Annotated in this window: 21 protein-coding genes; 8 read left to right on the forward strand and 13 right to left on the reverse strand. The window is 65.8% G+C overall.

Annotated elements, in window-relative coordinates:
* Positions 1 to 23: 23 nt before the first annotated feature.
* Entirely contained in the window at positions 24 to 1409 is a 1386-nt protein-coding gene (locus WJ542_RS12740; RefSeq protein ID WP_411189635.1) for an amino acid permease, read from the reverse strand.
* 242 nt (positions 1410 to 1651) lie between these two features.
* On the opposite strand from WJ542_RS12740, the gene WJ542_RS12745 reads away from it, so the two are divergent.
* Positions 1652 to 2125, forward strand: coding sequence for an Lrp/AsnC family transcriptional regulator (locus WJ542_RS12745; RefSeq protein WP_411189636.1), 474 nt, complete (start codon positions 1652 to 1654; stop codon positions 2123 to 2125).
* Between the two features lie 128 nt (positions 2126 to 2253).
* Here WJ542_RS12745 and WJ542_RS12750 read toward each other — a convergent pair whose 3' ends face one another.
* The 6 genes from WJ542_RS12750 to WJ542_RS12775 form a co-directional block, all read right to left on the reverse strand.
* A complete protein-coding gene (locus tag WJ542_RS12750; RefSeq protein WP_411189637.1) occupies positions 2254 to 2835 on the reverse strand; it encodes a 2'-5' RNA ligase family protein in 582 nt (193 codons plus the stop codon).
* A 72-nt stretch (positions 2836 to 2907) separates the two neighbouring features.
* The gene (locus tag WJ542_RS12755; protein WP_411189638.1) at positions 2908 to 3255 is read right to left on the reverse strand and encodes an RcnB family protein; all 348 of its coding nucleotides are present in this window, start codon (positions 3253 to 3255) and stop codon (positions 2908 to 2910) included.
* Positions 3256 to 3402: 147 nt separating this feature from the next.
* Positions 3403 to 4947 (reverse strand): methyl-accepting chemotaxis protein, encoded by a 1545-nt coding sequence (locus WJ542_RS12760; protein ID WP_411189639.1) that lies wholly within the window; start codon positions 4945 to 4947, stop codon positions 3403 to 3405.
* A gap of 472 nt (positions 4948 to 5419) precedes the next feature.
* Positions 5420 to 5608: a ribbon-helix-helix protein, CopG family gene (locus WJ542_RS12765; protein WP_411189640.1), complete on the reverse strand. Its 189-nt coding sequence runs from the start codon at positions 5606 to 5608 to the stop codon at positions 5420 to 5422.
* A gap of 125 nt (positions 5609 to 5733) precedes the next feature.
* Positions 5734 to 6432 carry a fused MFS/spermidine synthase gene (locus WJ542_RS12770; RefSeq protein ID WP_411189641.1) on the reverse strand — a complete coding sequence of 233 codons (699 nt, stop codon included), beginning with the start codon at positions 6430 to 6432 and terminating at the stop codon, positions 5734 to 5736.
* Between the two features lie 166 nt (positions 6433 to 6598).
* On the reverse strand, positions 6599 to 6997 hold the full coding sequence (locus WJ542_RS12775; RefSeq protein WP_411189642.1) for a hypothetical protein: 399 nt from the start codon (positions 6995 to 6997) through the stop codon (positions 6599 to 6601).
* A 331-nt stretch (positions 6998 to 7328) separates the two neighbouring features.
* Between WJ542_RS12775 and WJ542_RS12780 the strand changes: the two genes are divergently transcribed.
* Genes WJ542_RS12780 through WJ542_RS12810 form a run of 7 tightly spaced genes read left to right on the forward strand, consistent with a single transcriptional unit; the run spans position 7329 to position 15346 of the window.
* Positions 7329 to 8156: a fused MFS/spermidine synthase gene (locus tag WJ542_RS12780; protein ID WP_411189643.1), complete on the forward strand. Its 828-nt coding sequence runs from the start codon at positions 7329 to 7331 to the stop codon at positions 8154 to 8156.
* Between the two features lie 21 nt (positions 8157 to 8177).
* Entirely contained in the window at positions 8178 to 10184 is a 2007-nt protein-coding gene (gene hyfB, locus WJ542_RS12785) for a hydrogenase 4 subunit B (protein ID WP_411189644.1), read from the forward strand.
* Positions 10181 to 11131, forward strand: a complete 951-nt coding sequence (locus tag WJ542_RS12790; protein ID WP_411189645.1) for a respiratory chain complex I subunit 1 family protein — start codon at positions 10181 to 10183, stop codon at positions 11129 to 11131. The genes hyfB and WJ542_RS12790 overlap by 4 nt, the downstream gene beginning before the upstream one ends.
* Positions 11132 to 11791, forward strand: a complete 660-nt coding sequence (locus tag WJ542_RS12795) for a formate hydrogenlyase (RefSeq protein WP_411189646.1) — start codon at positions 11132 to 11134, stop codon at positions 11789 to 11791. It abuts the gene before it with no gap.
* Positions 11784 to 13244, forward strand: a complete 1461-nt coding sequence (locus tag WJ542_RS12800) for a hydrogenase 4 subunit F (RefSeq protein WP_411190548.1) — start codon at positions 11784 to 11786, stop codon at positions 13242 to 13244. The genes WJ542_RS12795 and WJ542_RS12800 overlap by 8 nt, the downstream gene beginning before the upstream one ends.
* Before the next feature lie 3 nt (positions 13245 to 13247).
* Positions 13248 to 14813, forward strand: a complete 1566-nt coding sequence (locus WJ542_RS12805; protein ID WP_411189647.1) for a hydrogenase large subunit — start codon at positions 13248 to 13250, stop codon at positions 14811 to 14813.
* Positions 14810 to 15346, forward strand: coding sequence for an NADH-quinone oxidoreductase subunit B family protein (locus tag WJ542_RS12810; protein WP_411189648.1), 537 nt, complete (start codon positions 14810 to 14812; stop codon positions 15344 to 15346). Before WJ542_RS12805 ends, WJ542_RS12810 begins: the two co-directional genes overlap by 4 nt.
* Before the next feature lie 84 nt (positions 15347 to 15430).
* On the opposite strand, the gene WJ542_RS12815 is transcribed toward WJ542_RS12810, so the two are convergent.
* Genes WJ542_RS12815 through WJ542_RS12840 form a run of 6 tightly spaced genes read right to left on the reverse strand, consistent with a single transcriptional unit; the run spans position 15431 to position 22353 of the window.
* Positions 15431 to 16081: a nucleotidyltransferase family protein gene (locus tag WJ542_RS12815; protein WP_411189649.1), complete on the reverse strand. Its 651-nt coding sequence runs from the start codon at positions 16079 to 16081 to the stop codon at positions 15431 to 15433.
* Positions 16081 to 17163: an XdhC family protein gene (locus WJ542_RS12820; RefSeq protein WP_411189650.1), complete on the reverse strand. Its 1083-nt coding sequence runs from the start codon at positions 17161 to 17163 to the stop codon at positions 16081 to 16083. The genes WJ542_RS12815 and WJ542_RS12820 overlap by 1 nt, the downstream gene beginning before the upstream one ends.
* Positions 17160 to 18362, reverse strand: a complete 1203-nt coding sequence (locus WJ542_RS12825; protein WP_411189651.1) for a vWA domain-containing protein — start codon at positions 18360 to 18362, stop codon at positions 17160 to 17162. Before WJ542_RS12825 ends, WJ542_RS12820 begins: the two co-directional genes overlap by 4 nt.
* Positions 18356 to 19252 carry an AAA family ATPase gene (locus tag WJ542_RS12830; protein ID WP_411189652.1) on the reverse strand — a complete coding sequence of 299 codons (897 nt, stop codon included), beginning with the start codon at positions 19250 to 19252 and terminating at the stop codon, positions 18356 to 18358. Before WJ542_RS12830 ends, WJ542_RS12825 begins: the two co-directional genes overlap by 7 nt.
* Before the next feature lie 8 nt (positions 19253 to 19260).
* On the reverse strand, positions 19261 to 19920 hold the full coding sequence (locus WJ542_RS12835) for an SRPBCC family protein (RefSeq protein WP_411189653.1): 660 nt from the start codon (positions 19918 to 19920) through the stop codon (positions 19261 to 19263).
* A 21-nt stretch (positions 19921 to 19941) separates the two neighbouring features.
* Entirely contained in the window at positions 19942 to 22353 is a 2412-nt protein-coding gene (locus WJ542_RS12840) for an aerobic carbon-monoxide dehydrogenase large subunit (RefSeq protein ID WP_411189654.1), read from the reverse strand.
* Positions 22354 to 22367: the final 14 nt, after the last annotated feature.

Below are 22367 nucleotides of genomic sequence, written 5' to 3' on the forward strand. Positions count from 1 at the left end.
ACGAAAAATTGGGCCGGATGTCCTCAGCGCGCCGTGATGCCGCCTTGCAGCGCCGGCGCCGCATTGCGCTTCCACAGGCGATAGGCCACGCCGAGCACGACCAGCCACACCGGAATCAGGTACACCGAAAGACGCAGATCCGGGATCAGATACATTACAACGAGAACGCCTGCGAGGAACGCGAGACACACATAATTCGTAAGCGGATAGCCGAGGCTTTTGAACGACGTGGTCTGATGCGCGCGCGCCTTCTCGCGGCGAAACTTCAGGTGAATGAGGCTGATCATGGCCCAGTTGATGATGAGCGCCGACACCACGAGCCCCATCAACAGCTCGAACGCCTTGCCCGGCATGAAATAGTTGACCGCCACACAAACGAGCGTCGACACCGCCGAAACGCCGAGCGCCACGAGCGGAATGCCGCGCCGGTTCACCTTGAGCAGCGACTTCGGCGCATTGCCCTGCTGCGCGAGGCCGTAGAGCATGCGGCTGTTGCAGTACACGCCGCTGTTGTAGACCGACAGTGCGGCCGTGAGCACGACGAGGTTGAGCACGTTGGCGACGATATCGCTGTTCATCGCGTGGAAGATCAGCACGAACGGGCTGCCGCCGGTCACCACCTTCTGCCACGGGTAGAGCGAGAGCAGCACCCCGAGCGCGCCCACGTAGAAAATCAGGATCCGGTAGATCACCTGATTGGTCGCGCGCGGAATGGTGTGCGAGGGATCGTCGGCTTCGGCGGCGGTGATGCCGACCAGTTCGAGACCGCCGAACGAGAACATCACGACGGCCATCGACATCACGAGGCCGCTCACGCCGTGCGGGAAGAAGCCGCCGTGCTGCCAGAGGTTGGCGATGCCGGCCTCGGGACCCGCGTGGCCAGACACGAGCAGCCAGCCGCCGAACACGATCATGCCGACGATCGCGAGCACCTTGACGATGGCGAACCAGAATTCGAGCTCGCCGTACGACTTGACGCTAGAGAGATTGATGCCGTTGATGATGACGAAGAACGCGAGCGCCGAAACCCAGGTAGGCAAATTCGGCCACCAGTAATGCATGTAGATGCCGACGGCGGAGAGCTCCGCCATGCTCACGAGGATGTAGAGCACCCAGTAGTTCCAGCCCGAGAGAAAGCCGGCGAAGGGGCCAAAGTACTTGTCGGCGAAGTAGCTGAACGAACCGGCGACGGGTTCGTCCACGACCATCTCGCCGAGCTGGCGCATGATGAAGAACGCGATGATGCCGGCGATGCCATAGCCGAGCAGCACTGAGGGGCCGGCCGTCTGGATCGTCTGCGCGATGCCGAGGAACAGGCCCGTGCCGATCGCCCCGCCCAGCGCGATTAGCTGGATGTGGCGATTCTTGAGGCCGCGCCTTAGCTGGCCGCTCTTGTCGTTTGAAACCATGTCTCTTCCTGTCTACTTTTTGCCGCGAGGCGATCTCATGAAACCGGCCCTTCCCGCGAAATAAAATTGCGCGTGCAACGAACGGCGCCAAACAACCGGCCGCTATACACGCCGGGCCTGACGGACTCATCAGGTGCGCCCAGTGTATAGCCGGTCTCGAAAAATAGGATTGCATCTGGCACGCTGGCAAACCCTGATTGGTACAATTTCCTCTCCCGACGACCACCGATCAGGCAAGAAAAGTGCACAGCCCCGCTCTGGACCCCATCGATCTGCGTCTGCTCGCCGCGCTGCAGGAAAACGGCCGCGCCTCGAACCTCGACCTTGCGCAGGCCATCAAGCTCTCTCCCGCCCAGACTTTGCGGCGGCACCGGCGGCTCGAAGAACTCGGCGTAATTCGCCGCTACGAGACGCGCCTCGACGCCGAGAGCCTGGGCTTCGGCGTGGTGGCGTTCATTCAGGTGACGATGGAACGCGGCCATATGCGCGAGCTGGTCAAGTTCAAGGAGCTCGTGGCGAAGCTGCCGCAGGTGCAGGAGTGCTACTCCGTGACCGGTGACATCGACTACGTGCTGAAGGTGGTGGCGCGCAATCTCAAGGCGCTGTCCGAATTCCTGCTCGATACGCTGATGCGCGCGCCGGGCGTGAACAGCGTGCAGTCGATCGTGTGCCTGGACGAACTCAAGGGGACAAGTGCGATGCCGCTGGAGGAGTAATACCGAACTGCTACTTCGAACGCACGACTACCTCCCGAAAGACCAAGGTTTAATCGTACAGTTTGAGCCCAAAGACCGCAATATCGACGCATCGCGGTCCTGCCTACCCGACAGATGCGGGTAACGCATCAGGCCTTCAGCGGCCAGCGCCCTATTATGTCGTAACGCGTCTTGCCAAGCCAGCTATGGATCAGGACAAATTCGCGCACGGTCCACGTGATCGGTTCGACCGTGCGCAGACCGTACCTGTCTTTGTCGTACAGCAACGTGAGGTGGGGCGTGAAACGCGCGCGCGAAACACGCAAAGCCGCCCTTCTGAGAGCGTCTCCAAGTTTTTGCTGAAAATCGATCAATTCGTCCAGCCCGGCGCTCCCCGTCAGCACCAAAGGCTGATGGCCCGGCCGCCCGTTGAAACTGGAAATCCGGTCAAACGTCACGTCGAATGGCGGCACTTCGAGACTTGTCGCCGCGATGCATGCCCGCGCAACGATAACCTCCGGCATATGCGCAAAGTCGCCCAGATGGTGCAGCGAGACGTGCAGGCGTCCGGTGTGCAGCAGCCCCGCCTCGACATGCATCTCGGACCGCCACCGTCCGGCCCGCTCGGCAATGCATGCAGCGGTGTCCGGATCGGGCATTACGGCAAAGAACAGGCGATGCGCCGGCGTCGGCGGGAGTGCTTCGAGTCCAGGTAGAGAAAGCTGGGTCACGGCAGCACAGGGGCACGGCCGGTAGGGTCACGGCCGTTGCGCCCCGGCCTCACCGTTGAAGCTCAGTCCCGCTCAATGCGACGCGAGGACACTGGCGATCACGCCGGTCGCCACGGCGGCCAGCACGTAGTCGCCATTCACGCCGACCCAGTGGTAGCCGCGCGGCGGAGCGGAGAGACCATGCTCGCGCCAGTCGTCCACCTCGTAGTTGCGATCGCGGTATTCAGCCGGAACGCGCTCGCCCTTGTGCCAGTCCTGATGAGGAATCGGGCCGCCCGGGCGGTCGACAGAGGCATCGCGCATGGGCTGGCGCGGCCCATGCGAGGCACCGCCGTCATGGTGCTGCGGTTCGGCAAACACCGCACCGGACGCGGCCAGCATGGAAACCATCAACAGCGAAGCGACGAACTTTGAACGCATTGTTTCCCCCTTGAAAGAAATGAGTTGCAGCACACCTGTTTGACATACTAACGACCGACTATAACAGGTATGCGACACGATGAACGACCTCCTTGACGCGCCGAAAAGCGCGCGGCCGGAACGACGCGACGCACGCTGCGCTCACTGTCACCGGAAGACGCTCACCGCTTCGACGAGCCGCACCGCCTGCTGCTTGAGGCTGTCCGATGCGGCCGTGCTTTGTTCCACCAGAGCGGCATTTTGCTGCGTGATGGTGTCGAGATCGCTCACCGCGTGATCGATCTGGGTCGCCCCGCTGCTTTGCTCTTCCGTTGCCGAACGGATCTCCGCGATCATCGCGGATACGCGCTTCACCTGAGCCACGATATCGTCCATGGTCTTGCCGGCTTCGTCCACGAGACTCGAACCGGTTTCGACCTTTTCGACGCTGGTGGAAATCAGATGCTTGATCTCCTTGGCCGCATTCGCGCTGCGCTGGGCCAATGCGCGAACTTCCCCGGCCACAACGGCGAACCCCCTGCCCTGCTCCCCTGCGCGGGCCGCCTCGACGGCGGCATTCAAGGCCAGGATGTTGGTCTGAAACGCGATGCCGTCGATCACGCCGATGATGTCCGCAATCTTGTGCGAACTCGCGGTGATTTCGTTCATCGTGCTAACGATTTCCGATACGGCCTGCCCGCCCCTCGCCGCCGCGTCGCTCGCCGAGCCGGCCAGCGTATTCGCCTGAAGCGCGGTTTCCGCATTGCTTTTCACCGTCGCCGTCATCTGTGCCATGGACGACGCCGTCTGCTGGACGTTCGAAGCGGCCTGCTCCGTACGCCTGCTGAGGTCGTTGTTGCCTTGCGCGATCTCGTTGATGGCGCGCTGAACCGTGATGACCTGTTCGCTCACGTCGTCGATAAGCCAGCGAAACATCAAGCCGAGCTGGCTGATCGTGCGCAGGGTCATGCCGATCTCGTCGACGCGGTCGATATGCACGGCTTTCTGGCTTTCGCCCGATGCTACCCGCAAGGCCTGAGCAAGCACCTGCTCCAGCGGCCGGGAAATCTGTCTCTCGAGCCACAACGAGACCAGAAAGCAGCCGAACGAGACGCTCCCCGCGAAAGCTGCGAGCGACATGCCCCTCAGCCCGGCAAACGCTGCCGCGGCCACGACGATCGGTAGCGCCACCAGCAGTGCAGACCGGATGCGCCAGCGCACCGGCAGCGTCTTGAGCATCGAAGTCCATCCCAGCAGGCCGGTACGAACAATCAGGCCTTTGTGGAAGCCCCGTTTGCCCGCCTTGTGCTCGCGGAACTGGCCGTAAAGCTTCTCCGCTGCGTCGATTTCGTCGCGTGACGGCTTGGTCCGCACGGACATGTAGCCGGACGTCTGACCGTTGCGAACGACAGGAATGGCATTGGCCCGCACCCAGTAATGATCGCCGTTCTTGCGGCGGTTCTTGACGAGGGCCGTCCACGGCTCTCCGCCCTTGAGCGTGGCCCACATGTCGGCGAACGCCTCCTGTGGCATGTCCGGGTGCCGGACGATGTTATGGGGCTGGCCCTGAATTTCGTCCTGAGAGAAGCCGCTCGCGTGAATGAATGCGGCGTTCGCGTAGTTGACGTAGCTCTGCGTGTCCGTCGTCGACATCAACGTCGCATTGTCCGGAATCTCGAACTCGCGATGTGTGACGGGTTGATTGTTGCGCATGACCTTCCCCCCGAAAAGTTAGATGCGTAACGCATTGGCGATCTGCGCTGAAAGCCTCAGAGAACAGAAATGATGTCCCCGCAACGATCCCGTTCCTGTATATCGTCCTTGATTGAATGTTCTTTAGCCCGACCCGGGTTTATCCCTTCATGCATCGGGCATCGGGCATAATTAAATAGATAGGACAACATAGGATTTTGATCGGTGCAACTTTCCAGGAAAAAAGTTGCCTGAGTCAGGTATCTCAGCGAGGCGGCAGCGCCAATGCCATTTGCGCTGCCGCGGACGCGCCGAATGGTCAGGGGACGAACGACGTCGTCCTGCACGCGCGCGATTCCGGGCGCCCTGGTGCGGTTACACCGGGGAACGGTAGCTTGATGTTGGAGCGAGGAATTGGACTATCGGAGCAGGCGGGCGCCCGCCCGGAGCTTCGGGGGCGAGGCCGCCCAAGGTGGCCGGCCCGTTACGCGATTTACCGGCGCAGGCGCGTGCCGACGGAACTCTTCGTCTTGTAGGTCACGCCGTGCTGCGCGAGATATTCGCGGATCAACTGACGAACGACCTGTGAAGGTGTCAGATCCTGAGCCGCACACAGTTCTTCGAATGCGGCCTTTTTGGCGGGATCGATCAGAATCGTCAGTCGTGCGCTTTTGGTTTCCATCACGCGAGTGCTTGCCGTCCAGATATGTTAATCAAATTATAATCGAAACCGAAGGCGGGTAGTTTGCGAGTCGCTGGGCTGCATACGGCCCAGCGCAGAGGTCGCAGTCCTGGGCCCGGCGCGCGCTATCGGAACCGGGAATTCGGCGCCGGCGGGAGCATATCATACCGTCCCCAGTCGAATGGTCTGCCGCGCTCGAGCGCGGCAATCACCGCGAGCATGTCCACCTGATGAAGCGGCGCCAGCGTACCCGCGCGCTGCAGCAGATCCCTTCCGGACGGCCATTCCCGTACGCCCTTCCACGCGAAGACGACCACGTTGTAATCGCTGCCCTGCGCCGGAGCCAAGGCCAGCGAACGGCCGAACACGCGCCTGAGCGCGCGCAGGTAGTCATGAAAGCCGGGCTCGTCCGTCACCAGATTCATCACCATGACGCCGTCGTCGCTCAGGCGTCGCCGGCAGTCCTCGTAAAATTCGTCCGTGCCGAGGCTCGCGGGCATGCCTTCGGCCGTGAAGCCGTCGACCAGCAGCACGTCTGGCCGGTGCCCCGGCTCGCCGACATAATCGGCGCCGTCCGCGCACACCACGCTGAAACGCCCGTCGTCCGGCGGCAGCCGGAATACGTCGCGCAACGCGATCACCTCCGGATTGATTTCGACGGCGGCAATGACGGTCGCGGGCAGATAGCGATAGCAGTACCTGACAAGCGACCCGCCGCCGAGGCCGATCATCGAAATACGGCGCGGCGACGGCTGGAACAGCAGAAAGCCCATCATCGTGCGCGTATAACCCAGCGCGAGCGCGCAGGGATCGCGGCGCAGCATCGTGCTCTGGACAGCGGCGGCATCGAAAAACAGGGAGACGACCTGGTCGTTCTCGACGATCAGCGGCCTGTCGAACGTTCCCCGGTTGTGCGCTCCGGCCGCAGCGTTCCTCGCGCTCGTGCCCCGTCGACTCCGGAAATCTTCAGCGCATCTCCGTCCGCGCCCGTTATGCCGCATCCTCGCCTGCCCTGACGAGGAAGTCGCACAGTTGCGAATCCCAGTTGGCATCCCGCACGGAAATCATCGCAGTTTCGATACAGGCAAATTGCCGATCGAAACGCATGGCGCGTAGCCGCTGAACCGGCAAAGCGCGGCCAAAGAACAGGCCGGCCTCGTCGAGCAGCAGGCAGGGTTTGCCCCGGTAGCGCGCGGCCATGACCGAAAGCGCGTCCTGAACGTGACGAGCCGACTCGGCCGGATAGACGAACACGACGTTGACGCCGGCGGCCCCCAGCCAGTCGCCGGGCGCGGCAAAACGGTGGAGCATCTGGAATCCGCGCCCGCCTGCCCGGCCAACGCCTACGGCCACGAGACCTCGCTCGCCAGCCGCGTCGCGCAGCCGCAACGGCCTGCTCTCGTGCGTCAGCAACGGAACATCGAAGTCGATCATCAGAAACCCTTCCCCGCTACCTCGTCCACCCAAGGCCACGTTCCCGCGGCCGCCCCGAAAATCTTATTTAATGTTAATCGTATGTGCGTTGCATGTAAACGCCGGAAAGGTCGTGCGAGGCGCTCCGAGGTGCCTGTGTTTGCGCATCGGTCGCATCTGGAAACGCCGGAACAGTTCTGATAGCATGTTAATGTCGTTAACATGTAGTGTTAACCATATGCGTTCCGGCCAGGAGCGTGACACCAAGCGTTTGCAGTAATTCGTGCATAGTGGGGAGATTCCTGAGTTGCCATCCGAACAGAGCCACTTGAGCCTGCTCTTTGCGGAATTGCTCGGCCGCCATCCGGGGACGCCCGTCGTGCACGAGGGGCCGCGCACGCGCTCGCTGTGCTTCGGCCTGTTCGGGGTGCAGACTGCCATGCGTAAAAGCGATCCGTTCGCGCTGCATCTGCCCTATACGCGGGCCATGATGGCGTTTCAGTTGTTCCAGCCGGATCCGGCGCATATTGTCATCGTGGGCCTGGGCGGCGGGTCGCTCTCCAAGTACTGCCATCGCAGGTTTCCCGAGGCCCTCGTCACGACCATCGAGATCGACGAGCGCGTCATCGCGCTGCGCGACCAGTTCCAGATTCCCGACGATTCAGAGCGGTTCCGCGTCGTCCACGCCGACGCCACCGTGCATCTCGCCGGCCTGCGCAACGCCGCCGATGCCATCCTGCTGGACGGCTTCGACGCTTTCGGCCTGCCGGCCAGCCTGTCGAGCGAGCGCTTCTACGACGACTGCCACGCCGCCTTGCGCGACCAGGGCGTGCTGGTCGCCAACCTCCTCGAACGCGGTGCATATGCGACGGCCTGTCTCGAGCGGATCGGCCGCACTTTCGCGGCACGGCCGCTCTGGACACACGCGCGGCGCGACGGAAACCCGATCGCCATCGCGACAAAGCACGCGCCGCCCCCGGACTGGCCGACGCTGCACGCCCGGGCACGCGACCTCGTCCTGTCGGGCGAACTCGACCTCGGCACGCACGCGAAAAACATGGAGCGGAACCATCGCGGCGCTGCGACCCCCGACTCACCCGCGACCGTGGACCCGGTGTCCGCGGCGCACGACTGAGACCGCGGGAGATCCGGCCCGATGGAACCTCGCCTCGTGATCCAGCTCGTGCTGTACGTCGTTGCCGGCTGGCTGGCGATTGGCGTCGTAGGACTCGTGTATCTGCGCCGCACACGGGTGGTGGCACATGGCCTCTTCCCCGCGGGCGCTCTGCTCGGCGGGCTGCTGTTCGGACTCGGCCTCTTCGGCATGTGCGCGCCGACGCAAGCGCTTATCCTGCCGGTCGGCTTGCCGGGTTTGCCGGTCCATCTGCGGATCGACGCGCTCTCGGCTTACTTTCTCGCCGTACTCGGGATGGTGAGCGCCGGCTTGAGCGCGTTTTCGGCCGGCTATTTCCGCAAGGGCGAGGGCACGCCGCCCGGCCTGCTTTGCTTCGAATATCACGTCTGCCTCGCAAGCCTCGCCCTCGTTCTCCTCGCCGACGACGCCTACGGCTTCCTCGTCGCCTGGGAAACGCTGACGATCTCCGCCACGTTCCTCGTCATGAGCAACCACCGCATCGCGGAAATTCGCGGCGCGGCGTTTCTCTACTTCCTGATCTCGCATGTCGGCGCATTGGCGCTGCTGCTGTCGTTCGGACTGCTACAGGGTCATACCGGCGACTATACGTTTGCCGCCATGCGCGCGCAGCATCTCGCCCCCCTCCAGGCGTCGGTCGCCTTTCTGCTCGCGCTGGCCGGTTTCGGCGCGAAGGCCGGCATTTTTCCCTTGCACGTCTGGCTGCCCGAAGCCCATCCCGCCGCGCCCTCGCCCGTATCGGCGCTCATGAGCGGCTTCGTCCTGAAGGCCGGCCTCTACGGCATGCTGCGCACGGTCTTCGACCTGCTGCATCTGCAGATTGCCTGGTGGGGCGTGCTGCTGCTCGCGCTCGGTCTTTTCACGGCGCTCTTCGGCGTGGTGTTCAGCGCGATCCAGTCGGATATGAAGCGGTTGCTCGCGTATTCGTCGATCGACAATATCGGCCTGATGTTCGTGAGCCTCGGGCTCGCCGTTCTGTTCCGCGCCTTCGGCATGAACGGCCTCGCCGCGCTGGCGATGACCGCCCTGCTCTATCAGATCGCGAGCCACGCGGCATTCAAGAGCCTCCTGTTCGTCGGCACGGGCGCGGTGCTGCACGCCACGGGCGAGCGCAATCTCGGCCGCCTCGGCGGCCTGATTCACCGGATGCCGTGGACCGCCTGGACGATGCTCGCCGGTGCGCTGGCCAGCGCCGGATTGCCGCCGCTCTCGGGCTTCGTCTCCGAATGGCTGCTGCTGCAGAGCTTCCTCTTCACTCCCGGCCTGCCGAACACGTTCCTCAACATGGCCATCCCGCTCATCGCCGCGTTGATCGCGCTCGTCGCGGCGCTGGCGGGCTACACCATGGTCAAGTTCTTCGGCATCGTCTTTCTCGGCCAGCCGCGCGAAGCCACGCTGGCCCGCGCCCGCGACGCCGGCGTCTGGGAACGCGCGGCGTTCGTCTGGTTCGTGGCGGTCACCGTGCTGCTCGGCCTGCTGCCGGTCCCGATCGTCCGCGCGCTGACCCCGGTCGTGCGGCAACTGGCCGGCGCCGACCTCGGCGCGGCCATCGCGAGCGGCTGGCTGCTGCTCGCCCCCACCGGCATCGATCGCGCGAGCTATATGCCCGTCGTCTTCCTTGCCTTCTTCGTGGGTTGCTGCGGGCTCGCGTTCGTACTCGTGCGCCGCTTCTATCACGGGCGGCTGCGCCGCGCGGCACCCTGGGCCTGCGGCAATCCGTTCGTGAACGCGCGCATGCAGGACACGGCCGAAGGTTTCGGGCAGCCGATCCGCGAGATCTTCTCGCCGTTCTTCAGGATCGAGCGGCACGTGCCGTCTCCGTTCGACAGCCAGCCGACTTACCGCGTAGCCATCGCCGACCGCACGCGGGCCTGGATCTACGAGCCGCTCACGCGCGCCGTCAAGGCGCTCGGCGCGCTCGTAGGGCGGCTGCAGGCCGGCCCCATTGCCGTCTACCTGACGTACAGCTTTCTCACGCTGATCGTCCTGCTCGTCCTGGTGCGCCGATGATCACGCTGTCCGGAGCGCTCTCGCAGGGGCTCGAAATTCTGGTGGCGCTCGCCGCCGCGCCGCTGTTGTCCGGCTGGGTCGGGATCTGCCGTGCGCGGCTCCAGGGCAGGCGCGGGCCCAGCCTCTGGCAGCCGTACCGCACGCTGCACAAGCTCTTCAACAAGGAGTCGGTCGTCGCCGTGCACGCGAGCCCGCTCACGCGTCTCGCGCCTTATGTCGTCTGGGGCTGCATGACGCTGGCCTGCGCGATCGTGCCCACGCTCTCGACCGACCTGCCGCTCTCGCCGGCAGCCGATGCCATCGCGCTCGTGGGTCTGTTCGCGCTGGCGCGCGTCACGATTTCGCTAGCCGCCATGGATACCGGCACCGCATTCGGCTCGCTCGGCGCGCGGCGCGAGATGCTGGTGGGCTTCCTCGCCGAGCCCGCGTTGCTCATGGTGCTGTTCTCCGCCTCGCTGATCACGCAGTCCACCGGACTCACGCACATCGTCGACACGCTCAGCCACGGCGAGCTCGCCCTCTACCCGAGCCTCGCTTTCGCGGGCATTGCGTTCGCGATGGTGTCGCTGGCGGAAAACGCGCGCCTGCCCGTCGACAACCCCGCCACGCACCTCGAGCTGACGATGATCCACGAAACGCTGATCCTCGAATACTCCGGCCGCCATCTCGCGCTGATCGAATGGGCGTCGAGCCTGAAGCTGTTCGCCTACTCGTGCATCGGCCTCGCGCTGTTCGTGCCGTGGGGTATTGCCGAAGCGGGCAATCCGTCCGCGCTGCTGCTCGCCGTGCCCGCACTGTTCGCAAAGCTGTTCGCGGGCGGCGCGCTGCTCGCGCTCGTCGAGACGCTCAACGCGAAAATGCGGCTCTTCCGCGTGCCGGAGTTCCTCGCGACGGCGTACCTGCTCGCCGTGATCGGCATGCTCGTCCATTTCCTGCTGGGGGCATGAATGCACGGGCTCGCCACGCAGATCGTCAACTTCCTCGCCGCAATCCTGCTGCTCATCTCGTTCGCGATGCTGAGCCAGCGCCGGATTCTCGCGCTGATCCATCTCTATACGCTGCAGGGCTTCACGCTCGTCCTCGCCAACCTCGTGCTCGGCTTCGTCACCGCCGACACGCACCTCTACGTTTCCGCGGCGCTCACGCTCGTGCTCAAGGTGGGGCTGATTCCCTGGATCCTCTATCGCCTCGTGCAGCGCCTGAAAATCACGGGCGACGTCGAATCGCTGCTCAACATTCCCGCCACCCTGCTCACGGGCATCGTGCTCGTGGTCGTCGCATTCAACGTGGCGTTGCCGGTGACGCAGTTCGCTTCGTCGGTCGCGCGCGGCACGCTCGGCATCGCCCTCGCCTGCGTGCTGCTGTCGTTCATGATGATGATCACGCGCGCGACGGCGATTCCCCAGGTGATCGCCTTCCTTTCGATGGAAAACGCGCTTTTCTTCGCGGCGGCCGCCGCCACCAACGGTATGCCGATGATCGTCGAGCTCGGCGTCGGGCTCGACGTGCTCGTGGGCATGCTGATCCTGGGCGTGTTCATGTTCCAGATCCGGGAGCGATTCGACAGCCTGGACATCCATCACCTCGTAGAGCGTCATGATGAGTAGTGCCTGGATTCTCGCGGCGGTGCTCGGCCTGCCGCTCGCCGCGAGCGCGAGCCTCGCGTTTGCGGGCGCGCGCCGCGCCGCGCCGGACCTGAACACCGCCTTCAGCCTCCTGACGCTGGCCGCCGCGCTCCTGCTCGTCCAGCGCACGATGGCGCACGGCGCCGCCTTCGTGTTCGGCCAGGCGTTTTTCGTCGACCCGTTCAACGTTTTTCTGGTTACGCTGACCGCATTCATCGGCTGGACGACAGCGCTCTTCTCGAAGCCGTATATGCGCGTCGAGCGCGACCGCGGCCGCATGAGCGCGAACCGCATGAGGCTCTACCACGCCATGTACCAGTTGTTCGTGTTCGCGATGCTGCTCGCGCTGCTGACGAACAACATGGGCGTCCTCTGGGTGGCGATGGAGGCCGCAACGCTCGCGACCGTGCTGCTGGTGTCGGTCTATCGCACGGCGGCCAGCTACGATGCGGCGTGGAAGTACTTCATTCTCTGCGGTGTCGGCATCGCGCAGGCGCTGTTCGGCACGATCCTCCTGTATCTGGCCGCCAGCCGCGTGCTGGGCGGCGGCAACGCGTTGCTGCTGACCAGCCTGAACGCCGCGAAGGCGAGCCTCGATCCCACCATCGTCTCGCTCGCGTTCGTGTTTCTGCTGATCGGCTACGGCACGAAGGCCGGCCTCGTGCCGATGCACAGTTGGCTGCCCGACGCCCACGCCGAAGGCCCGACGCCGATTTCCGCCGTCCTGTCCGGCCTGCTGCTCAACGTGGCGCTCTACGCGGTGCTGCGCTGCAAGGTGCTCGCCGACGGCGCGCTGCAGAACGGCCTGCCGGGACATCTGCTCGTGGGCTTCGGGCTCGTCTCGGTGCTCGTCGCGACGTTCTCGCTGTTCCGGCAGACGGATGCGAAGCGCCTTTTCTCGTTCTCCTCGATCGAGCACATGGGCATGATGACCTTCGCTTTCGGGCTGGGCGGCCCCATCGCCACGTTCGCGGGCCTCCTGCACATGACGGTTCACGCGCTCGTCAAATCGGCGATTTTCTTCACCGTGGGGCATGCCGCGCAGAAAGCCGGCACCCAGGCCATCGACGGCATTCGCGGGCTCGTGCGCGTGAGTCCCCTGGTGGGCTGGGGCCTGATGCTCGGCACGCTCGCGATTCTCGGCATGCCGCCATTCGGCGTCTTCGCGAGCGAATTCCTGATTCTCACCACGGCAATGCATGCGCTGCCGTGGGCCGCGCCGCTTCTGATGCTGGCGCTGGCCGTCGCGTTCGCCGTCATTTTCAGGCACGCGCAAGGCATGGTGTTCGGCGACGCCACGGCGCGCCGGCTCGAACACCGGCCGGCACTGCTGCCGGTATTCGTTCATCTGGCCATCGGGCTCATGCTCGGTCTCTACCTTCCCCCCTGGCTCGCCGCATGGTATCGCGCAGCCGGGGCCGTGCTTGCAGGATGATTCATGGGGATCGACGCATTCCACTCCTTACCCGGCCTCACCCGCCTTGCCACGTTCGGGGAGGCGCCGGCCACGCTCGTTGCGCACGTGGATGTCGCGGCCTGGGTCCGCGTTGCCGCCGCGGTCGACGAAGGCGGGGGGCGCCTGATCACGCTGTGGGGCGCCGAAGACCCCGGCGGCACCTTCATCGTATGCGCCGCCTATGCCGTGGACGACGGCCTGCTGTGGGTCCGGCTACCGCTCGGCAAGACGCCGTCCTGGGCCTGCGAGTACCCGGACCTCTCCGCCCTCTTTCCGTACGCGGCCCGCATGCAGCGCGCCGTCTACGATCTGACCGGCCTGCGCGCGTGCGGCGCCGGCGACGTGCGCCCCTGGCTGAACCACGGCAACTGGCCCGCCGATTACTTCCCGTTGCGCAAGTCCGCAACCGGCACGGAGCGCTTCGCGTCGCAGGAAGCCGACTACGCGTTCACGCGGGTCGCCGGCGACGGCGTGCATGAAATCGCGGTAGGACCGATTCACGCCGGCATCATCGAGCCCGGACACTTCCGCTTCTCCGTGGTCGGCGAAAAAGTGCTGCGGCTCGAAGAGCGGCTCGGCTATACGCATCGCGGCATCGAGCGCCTGTTCGAGTGTACGCCGGCGCTCGCTGGCCATCGCCTGGCAAGCCGGATCGCCGGCGACAGCAGCGTCGCATTTGCGTGGGCGTATTGCATGGCGCTCGAACGCGCGCTCGACACGACGATTCCGCCGCGCGCGCAATGGCTGCGCGCGCTGCTGCTGGAGCGCGAGCGCGTCGCCAACCATCTCGGCGATCTTGGCGCGCTCGGCAACGATGCGGGCTTCGCATTCGGGCTCGCGCAGTTTTCGCGGATGAAGGAAGACTGGCTGCGCCTGAACGAGCGTACCTTCGGCCACCGCTACCTCTTCGACGCGATCGAGCCCGGCGGCCTCGCGCGCGATCTCGACCACGAACAGGCGGGCGCGATCCTCGCGCAGTGCGACCGCATCGAGCGCGAGGTCCGCTCGATGCGGCGCATTTACGACGATCACGCCGGCATGCAGGACCGCTTCGCGAAGACCGGCATTCTCACGCCGGCGATGGCCGCTCAACTCGGCGTACGCGGTTTCGCCGCGCGCGCGAGCGGCGGCGCGATGGACCTGCGGGTCGATCACGCGCAAGTTCCCTACCGCGAAATCGGTGCGCGCCACCTCGGCGACGAGCGCGGCGACGTGGCGGCCCGCGTGGCGCTGCGCTTTCGCGAGATCGACGAATCGTTACGCCAGATCCGCGCGATCCTCACCAGCGTGCCGCGCGGCGGCATCGCCGTGCAACCCGATATCCGCCGCCCGCCGTCGTATGGAACGGGATGGATCGAAGGCTGGCGCGGCGACGTGCTCGTTGCGCTCGAAACCGGCGAGGACGGCATGCTCGCGCGCTGTCATTGCCACGATCCGTCCTGGCAGAACTGGCCGGCTCTCGAAGTCGCGATCATCGGCAATATCGTCGCGGATTTCCCGCTGATCAATAAGTCGTTCAATCTCTGTTACGCGGGGCACGACCTGTGACGTGGCAACTTCTCAAGCGGATCGCCGGTACGCGCGCGCCTGCCGAACTCATTCCTCCGGGCGGTGACGACTGGCGCACGGAGTCTCAACGGCTGCATCAGCAGATTCTCGACGTGCTCGGCCGCGCACTGTGCATCCGGCAGATCGATGCGGGATCATGCAACGGCTGCGAGCTCGAAATTCACGCGCTCAACAACCCGTACTACAACATCGAGGGGTTGGGGATCCGCTTCGTCGCGAGTCCCCGGCATGCCGACATGCTCCTCGTGACGGGTCCTCTTGTTGTGAACATGCGCGAGGCGGTACGGCTGGCGTACGAGGCAACGCCCGAGCCAAAGCTGGTGGTTGCCGCCGGAGAGTGCGCATGCACGGGCGGTATCTTCAAGGACAGCTATGCGGTCTGCGGGCCGCTTTCGGAGCTGCTTCCCGTCGATGTCCACATTCCCGGCTGCCCGCCGCCGCCCGTCGATCTCTTGAGAGGCATTCTGGCGGCACTGCGAAGCCGGCGCGATGACCCGGTTTCCCCTGATTGAGCATCGTCTCCGTCAATAGTCGCCGCCGTTGGCCGCCACTCGAACGCTGTCGCGCGAGCGGCATCGCTGACGCTCAGAACGACGTCATGATGCCTGTGAACACGCCCGTTTGACCGTGACCGTAATCGGGGTTTCCACTCGCGCGACAATGCTCGAATAATCGGCGGGCGTATCCATGTCGATGCAAAAGCGGTCGTGCGCCGCCTCGTGAAGAAAGACCTCGTCGCCGTGCTCGGCGATCAGCTTGCGGCAACCCGGATTCACGTGGCCGCTCACGACCTCGGGGGCATAACTCGCTGCAAACAGAACCGGATTGCCGCGCGCGCCCTTGAACATCGGCACCAGAATCGATCCGCGCGGCATCGACGCGTAAGCGCCGACCAGTTCGCGATAATCGGCGGCCTCCAGCAACACCTGGTCGGCGAGACAAATCATCACGGCGTCGCACGGCGCCTGCAAAGCAGCGACGCCGGACGCGACCGAGGTCATCTGCCCTTCCTGGTAGCGCGGGTTGCTCTGAAAGCGCACGTCGAGGCCGTCAAGCGCTTCGAATACGGCGCGCCCATGGAATCCCGTCACCACGACCACCTCCTGCGGCTGCGCGGCAACGACGGCGCGCACCACGCGCCGCACAGCGGGCTCGCCTCCCACCGGCAAGAGCAGCTTGTGGCGCCCCTCCATACGCGTGGACAGGCCCGCCGCGAGCACGACGGCCGAAAACTTCACTGTATTCATCATCCCTCCGCGGGCCGATCGCCGGGGTTTGCCTCGTGCTCTGGCGCAGCGGCCAGATAGCGCGCCGGCGCGCGCTCGAATTCGGCCTTGCAGCAGTCGCAGCAGAAATACACCTTGCGGCCACCATAAACGACGACGTGTTTCGCCGTCGCGATCTCGACGCTCATGCCGCACACCGGATTCACATAGCGTCCCGCCTCGGCCGCCGGCGCCTCAGGAATCTCGCACGGCGGCAGCGGCGGCACGGCCTCCGTGGCGACGGTGGCCTGCGGAACGGCCGCTTGCGCGGCCGCCACCGCGTCTTCCCGTTCGTGCCGCAAAGCAACGAGTCCCGCCACGGCCCCCAGTGCGATTTCCTGCGGCGTATGCGCGTGGATCGCCGGTCCAGCCGGCGCGTGCAACGCCGCGAGCCGGCCTTCGTCGACGCCGCGCGCGCACATCGCTTCGCGCAGCCGCTCGGCCTTGCGGCGGCTCGCGATCAGGAGCACGGCCCCGGCGCCGCTGCGCAGCGCGGCTTCGAGCGCGTCCTCGTCGCCGTCGCCTTGCGTCGCGATCAGCGCGAACGACGCGCCGGCGCGGTCGAGGGCCGCGGCGTCGAAACGCGGACCGCCCGCGCGCGCGGCATCGGTCGCCAGCGACGCGCGCAAGCCCATGCGCCGCGCCAGCACGCAGGCTTCGTGCGCCGTCGGCGTTGTGCCGAACACGATCACGAGCGGCGCCGGCACGGTCGGCTGGATGAAGAGTTCCATCGCGCCGTTGCTCGCGCACGGCATGGCGTGGGCCTCGACTTCGGGATCGGGTGGCGTGGGCTCGTTGCTGATGCGGACCCGCCGCGGCTGACCGAAGCGGATCGCCTGCCGCGCGGCCTCGATCACGATCGCCTGCGAGCACCCGCCGCCGATCCAGCCATGCAGCGTGCCGTCGCTTTCCACGAGCGCCTGCGCGCCCACCTGGGTCGAGGCCGGCGGCGCCACGCGGATCACGGTTGCGACGGCAAACGGCACCCCCGCATCGGTCAATTGTTGTTCGAGCTGCAGCAGGCTGACTGCGGCCGGGACGGTATCGACGGTTTCGGCATTCATTGCAACGCACCGAGAATTTGCGGAAACAGGCGTTCGAGGCTCGCGAGATCGCGCGCCCCCGCGAACAGATCGAGGTGCGGCAGCGCGGCCTGCATGCCCGCGCTGACCGGCTCGAATCCCGGCCGCCCGGCGAGCGGATTGAGCCACACGAGCGAATGACAGCGGCGCCGGATCGCGGCCAGCGCGTCGCCCAGTTGCGCCGGATCGCCCGCGTCGTAGCCGTCGCTGACGATCACCACCGCCGTGCGCGAATGCAGGAGGCTCGAAGCGTAGTAGCGGTTGAATCCGGCAAGGCTCTCGCCGATGCGCGTGCCGCCGGCCCAGCCCTCGGAGATCAGATGCAGGCGCTCCTGCGCGCGCCGCGGATCGGGATCGCGCAGCGCCTCGTCGATGCAGACGAGCCGCGTGTGGAAAATGAAGCTGCGCACGTCGCGCAGACGACCGCTCAGCACGCGCGCGAGACGCAGCAGGAAGAAACTGTAGAGGTTCATCGAGCGGCTCACGTCGAGCATCAGCACGATGCGCGGGCGCTGCCGCCGCAAGCGCCGCCAGCCGAGCTCCGCCGGCAGGCCGCCGCGCGACACGCTGCGGCGCAAGGTCCAGCGCAGGTCGATGGCCCGCCCCTGGTTCGCGCGCTGCTCGCGGCGCGTTTCGATTCCGCGCAGGCGCTGCGCGAAGCGGCGAATCGCGGCATCGATGGCAAAGAGTTCAGCGTGATCGTTGAGGTGGCGGAAATCCGCGCCGGCAAGCGATTCGGCTTCGGTGGCTCCCTCATCGGCCGTGGCGCCCTCGCCCGGCGCGCCGGCGCCGCGACCCGCGAGCGACAGGGGCGTGCCCTCGCTCGCGTCCGGCAGTCCCTCGCCCGCCTCGTCGCGCGCGAGCGGCCCCGCGCCCCCTGCCCGTGTTTCGACCAGCTTGCGCCGGTTCGGTGTCCTGAACCAGGCGTCGAACAGATCGTCGAAGCGCCGCCAGTCTTCCGCACGCGAGCACAGCAGCGCGCGCAGGCTCCAGCGCAGCAGATCGCTGTCGAACTGGCCCATGCGATTCGCGATCTCCATCGACGCCGCCACGTCCGCGCTCGTCACGCAGAACGCGTTCGCGCGCAGCCAGCCCGCGAAACCGGCATAGCGCGCGACGAGCCTGTCGGCAAGATCGGGAGCGTCGGTCGGCGCGGCGGCGCGTTCGGTTCCGGTCAACATGACGCCACCAGTTTTTCGACGACCGGTCTCGTGAGCGCGGCCTGATCCTCGCGCGTCTTTACGAGCGCCGCGAGCGAATCCATGACGCGCTCGATGCCGCCCTCGTCGAGCGCGCTCACGCCGAGGCGCAGCAGCGCGGCCGCCCAGTCCAGCGTCTCCGCGAGGCCGGGCTTGCGGCGCAGCGCCAGTTGCCGCACCGCGTGCGCGAACTCGACCACCTGGCGCGCGAGCGCTTCGGGCACCTCGGGCACCCGGGTCCGCACGATCAGCAGTTCGCGCTGGAACGACGGATAGTCGACGTACTGATAGAGGCAGCGGCGGCGCAACGCATCCGAGATCTCGCGCGTGCCGTTCGAAGTCAGGATGACGTAAGGACGTTCGATCGCGCGAATCACCCCCAGCTCGGGAATCGAGATCTGGAAGTCCGAAAGAACTTCGAGCAGATACGCTTCGAAGGCTTCGTCGGTGCGGTCGATCTCGTCGATGAGCAGCACGGGCGCGGGCGTGGTCGTGATGGCTTCGAGCAGCGGGCGCTTGAGCAGGTAGCGTTCGGAAAAGACATCCTGTTCCTTGTCGCGCAGCGGTCGCGCGTCCTGCTCGAACAGCTTGATCGCCAGCAGTTGATGCGCGTAGTTCCACTCGTACAGCGCCGTGTGCGCATCGAGCCCTTCGTAGCATTGCAGCCGGATCAGCGACACCGCGAGCAGGCGCGCCAGCGCCTTCGCCACTTCGGTCTTGCCAACGCCCGCCTCGCCTTCCAGCAGCAGCGGCAGGCGCATTTCCAGCGTCAGCAACAGCGCCGCCGCGAAGCTGCGCTCGGCAATGTAGCCATGGCTCGCGAGCTTCGCCTGCAGCGCGACGACGTCGGGCATGCGATCGGTGGGCGTCATGACGTGCCTCAGCGGCCGTGGGCCTCGTGCGAGAAGAGGCCGCGCAGCCAGTCGCGGAACATGGCCCAGACGAACGCGATGCCGTTGAGCTCGGCAGGAGGCGCGGCAGTCGTGGGGTTCGTGGCACTCGTGGCACCCGTAGCGCTCACGGCCGCGAGCATGTTCGCCTCGCCTTCCGCCAACGCAGGCGGCACCGCCTGCGCCGCCTGCGCATTCATCGCATCGAGCCGCGCCGCGAAGTTCGCCACGAACTGCTTGAGCAGTTGTTCCGAGACCGGTCCCATCAGCCGGCCGCCAATCGCGGCGGCCTTGCCGCTCATCGTCACCTCGCTCCGGCCGGTCAGCTCGCTCGCCTCGCCGCTTGCCCGCACGGCCGCCACGAGATCCATCGCCGCCGCCGAGCCGCCCGTCGAGTCCGTACCCTTGCCGCTCAAATGCAGGCTGCGCGCCGCCGCATCGAGCGCGAGCACTTCGATATCGCCCTTGAACGCCATCGTCGCGGGCCCCAGCTTGACCGTGATCGTTCCTTTGTAGTGCGTAGCATCCACGCGCTCCGTGATCTTCGCGCCCGGCATGCAGCCCGCCACGGCTTCGATGTCCTGCATGAGCTGCCACGCGCTGTCCGCGTTCGCAGCGAGTGGAAACACCTTGTCGAGTACGACTTTCATCGCGCGCTCCTTCCGCAACGCTCAGGCCCGGGTCAGGCCAAGCTCGCGGCTTTGCTGCCACACGCGGTACGCGTTGTGCGGCATGTTCATATGCGTGACGCCGAGATGCGCGAACGCATCGACGACGGCCGACGTGAAGCATGGAATCGAGCCCACGTGCGGCGATTCGGCTACGCCCTTCGCCCCGATGGGATGATGCGGCGAAGGCGTCACCGTGAAGTCGGTGTCCCAATGGGGCGTTTCCACGGCCGTCGGCACGAAATAGTCGAGCAGCGTCGCGCCGAGCAGGTTGCCCGACTCGTCATAGGGCAGTTCCTGGCCGAGCGCGACCGCGAAGCCTTCGGTCAGGCCGCCGTGAATCTGCCCCTCGATGATCATCGGGTTGATTCGCGTGCCGCAATCGTCCAGCGCGTAGAAACGCCGCACGCGGATTTCGCCGGTGTAGCGGTTCACGTCGAGGACGCAGACGTACGCGCCGAACGGAAACGTGAAGTTCGGCGGGTCGTAGTAGTCGACGGCTTCGAGGCCCATTTCCAGCCCTTCCGGCACGTTGTTATACGCCGCCCAGGCCACTTCCTTCACCGTCTTGAACTGTTCCGGCGACCCCTTCAGCACGAAGCGGTCGAGATCGAATTCCACGTCGTCGGGGCTCGCTTCGAGCAGGTGCGCCGCGATCCGGCGCGCCTTCTCGCGGATCTTGCGCGAGGCGCGCGCCACCGCCGCGCCGGCCACCGGCGTGGAGCGCGAGCCGTAGGTGCCGAGCCCGTACGGCGCGGTAGACGTGTCGCCCTCCTCCACGGCGATCTGCGACGCGGGAATACCGGCCTCGGACGCGATGATCTGCGCGTAGGTGGTCTGGTGCCCCTGGCCCTGCGTGATGGTGCCCATCCGCGCGATCGCCGAACCGTCCGGATGCACGCGAATCTCGCACGAGTCGAACATGCCCACGCCGAGAATGTCGCACATCTTCGACGGCCCGGCCCCGACGATTTCCGTGAAATTCACGACGCCGATGCCCATGAGCCATTCGGCGTCGGGATCGGCCCGGCGCTGCGCCTGCTCCGCGCGCAGCGCGTCGTAATCGACGGCGGCGAGCACCTTTCTGAGCGCCGTATCGTAGTCGCCCGAATCGTATTCGAGGCCGAGCGGCGTGGTGTACGGAAACTGGTCCTTGCGGATGAAGTTGCGCAGACGGATCTCGGCCTTGTCGATGCCAAGCTTCTGCGCGAGCACGTCTACCATCCGCTCGATCAGGTACACCGCCTCGGTCACGCGAAACGAGCAGCGATACGCCACGCCGCCCGGGAACTTGTTTGTATACACGCCGTCGACCGAAACGAACGCATTCGGAATCGCGTACGAACCCGTGCAGACGTGGAACATGCCGGCGGGCCACTTCGTCGGGTCGGCGCACGCGTCGAACGCGCCGTGATCGGCCACCACGTTCACGCGCAGCGCCTTGATGCGGCCGTCCTTGTCGGCCGCGAGCTCGCCCGTCATGTGATAGTCGCGCGCGAACGCCGTGCTGGAGAGGTTCTCGTTGCGCGATTCGATCCACTTCACGGGGCGCCCAAGCACGATCGATGCGACGATCGACGTCACGTAGCCCGGATACACGCCCACCTTGTTGCCGAACCCGCCGCCGATATCGGGAGAAATGATGCGGATCTTCGATTCCGGGATCGAGGAAAGCAGCCCGACCACGGTGCGCACAACGTGCGGCGCCTGCGACGTGATGTAGACGGTGAGATCGCCGCGCACCTTGTCGAACGAGGCGACGCACCCGCAGGTTTCGAGCGGACACGGATGCACGCGCGGATACAGGAGATCCTGCTTCACCGTGACCTCGGCATTCTCGAACATGCGGTCGGTCCTGTCCCGGTCGCCCATCGTCCACGTGAAGATGTGGTTAGGATGCCTGCGCGCTCCATGCGCGCCGGTATCCTTGTCGCGAATGTCCTCGCGAATCACGGGCGCATCGGGTTCGAGCGCCTTCAGCGGATCGACGAGCGCGGGCAACTCCTCGTACTCCACGTCCACGAGCTCGGCCGCGTCGGCGGCGACGTAGCGGTCGTCGGCCACGACGAACGCGACCTCCTGGTTCTGGAAGCAGACCTTTTCGTCGGCGAGCACGGCCTGCACGTCGCCCGCGAGTGTCGGCATCCAGTGCAGCTTGAGCGGCTTGAGATCGTCGGCGGTGAGCACGGCGTGCACGCCGGGATGCGCGAGCGCGCGCGACTTGTCGATGTGCTTCACGCGCGCGTGCGCATAGGGACTTCGCACCATGACGCCGAACAGCATGCCCGGCATCTTGATGTCGTCGACATAGGTGCCCTTGCCCTGGATGAAGCGCGGATCCTCGCGGCGCTTGCGCGAACAGCCCATGCCTTCGAGCGCGGCGAGACGTTCGAGATTGGCGTCGAAATTGCCCATGACGTTTCTCCCTG

Source organism: Paraburkholderia yinzeri, from assembly GCF_046581065.1.
GTDB lineage: Bacteria > Pseudomonadota > Gammaproteobacteria > Burkholderiales > Burkholderiaceae > Paraburkholderia.

What these genes read in the sequence shown, in the direction of transcription:
- WJ542_RS12740 (WP_411189635.1), bottom strand. Translation starts at nt 1,409, where the DNA reads ATGGTTTCAAACGACAAGAGCGGCCAGCTAAGGCGCGGCCTCAAGAAT.
- WJ542_RS12755 (WP_411189638.1), bottom strand. Translation starts at nt 3,255, where the DNA reads ATGCGTTCAAAGTTCGTCGCTTCGCTGTTGATGGTTTCCATGCTGGCC.
- WJ542_RS12760 (WP_411189639.1), bottom strand. Translation starts at nt 4,947, where the DNA reads ATGCGCAACAATCAACCCGTCACACATCGCGAGTTCGAGATTCCGGAC.
- WJ542_RS12765 (WP_411189640.1), bottom strand. Translation starts at nt 5,608, where the DNA reads ATGGAAACCAAAAGCGCACGACTGACGATTCTGATCGATCCCGCCAAA.
- WJ542_RS12770 (WP_411189641.1), bottom strand. Translation starts at nt 6,432, where the DNA reads ATGCTGCGCCGCGATCCCTGCGCGCTCGCGCTGGGTTATACGCGCACG.
- hyfB (WP_411189644.1), top strand. Translation starts at nt 8,178, where the DNA reads ATGGAACCTCGCCTCGTGATCCAGCTCGTGCTGTACGTCGTTGCCGGC.
- WJ542_RS12790 (WP_411189645.1), top strand. Translation starts at nt 10,181, where the DNA reads ATGATCACGCTGTCCGGAGCGCTCTCGCAGGGGCTCGAAATTCTGGTG.
- WJ542_RS12795 (WP_411189646.1), top strand. Translation starts at nt 11,132, where the DNA reads ATGCACGGGCTCGCCACGCAGATCGTCAACTTCCTCGCCGCAATCCTG.
- WJ542_RS12800 (WP_411190548.1), top strand. Translation starts at nt 11,784, where the DNA reads ATGAGTAGTGCCTGGATTCTCGCGGCGGTGCTCGGCCTGCCGCTCGCC.
- WJ542_RS12805 (WP_411189647.1), top strand. Translation starts at nt 13,248, where the DNA reads ATGGGGATCGACGCATTCCACTCCTTACCCGGCCTCACCCGCCTTGCC.
- WJ542_RS12815 (WP_411189649.1), bottom strand. Translation starts at nt 16,081, where the DNA reads ATGAATACAGTGAAGTTTTCGGCCGTCGTGCTCGCGGCGGGCCTGTCC.
- WJ542_RS12820 (WP_411189650.1), bottom strand. Translation starts at nt 17,163, where the DNA reads ATGAATGCCGAAACCGTCGATACCGTCCCGGCCGCAGTCAGCCTGCTG.
- WJ542_RS12825 (WP_411189651.1), bottom strand. Translation starts at nt 18,362, where the DNA reads ATGTTGACCGGAACCGAACGCGCCGCCGCGCCGACCGACGCTCCCGAT.
- WJ542_RS12830 (WP_411189652.1), bottom strand. Translation starts at nt 19,252, where the DNA reads ATGACGCCCACCGATCGCATGCCCGACGTCGTCGCGCTGCAGGCGAAG.
- WJ542_RS12835 (WP_411189653.1), bottom strand. Translation starts at nt 19,920, where the DNA reads ATGAAAGTCGTACTCGACAAGGTGTTTCCACTCGCTGCGAACGCGGAC.
- WJ542_RS12840 (WP_411189654.1), bottom strand. Translation starts at nt 22,353, where the DNA reads ATGGGCAATTTCGACGCCAATCTCGAACGTCTCGCCGCGCTCGAAGGC.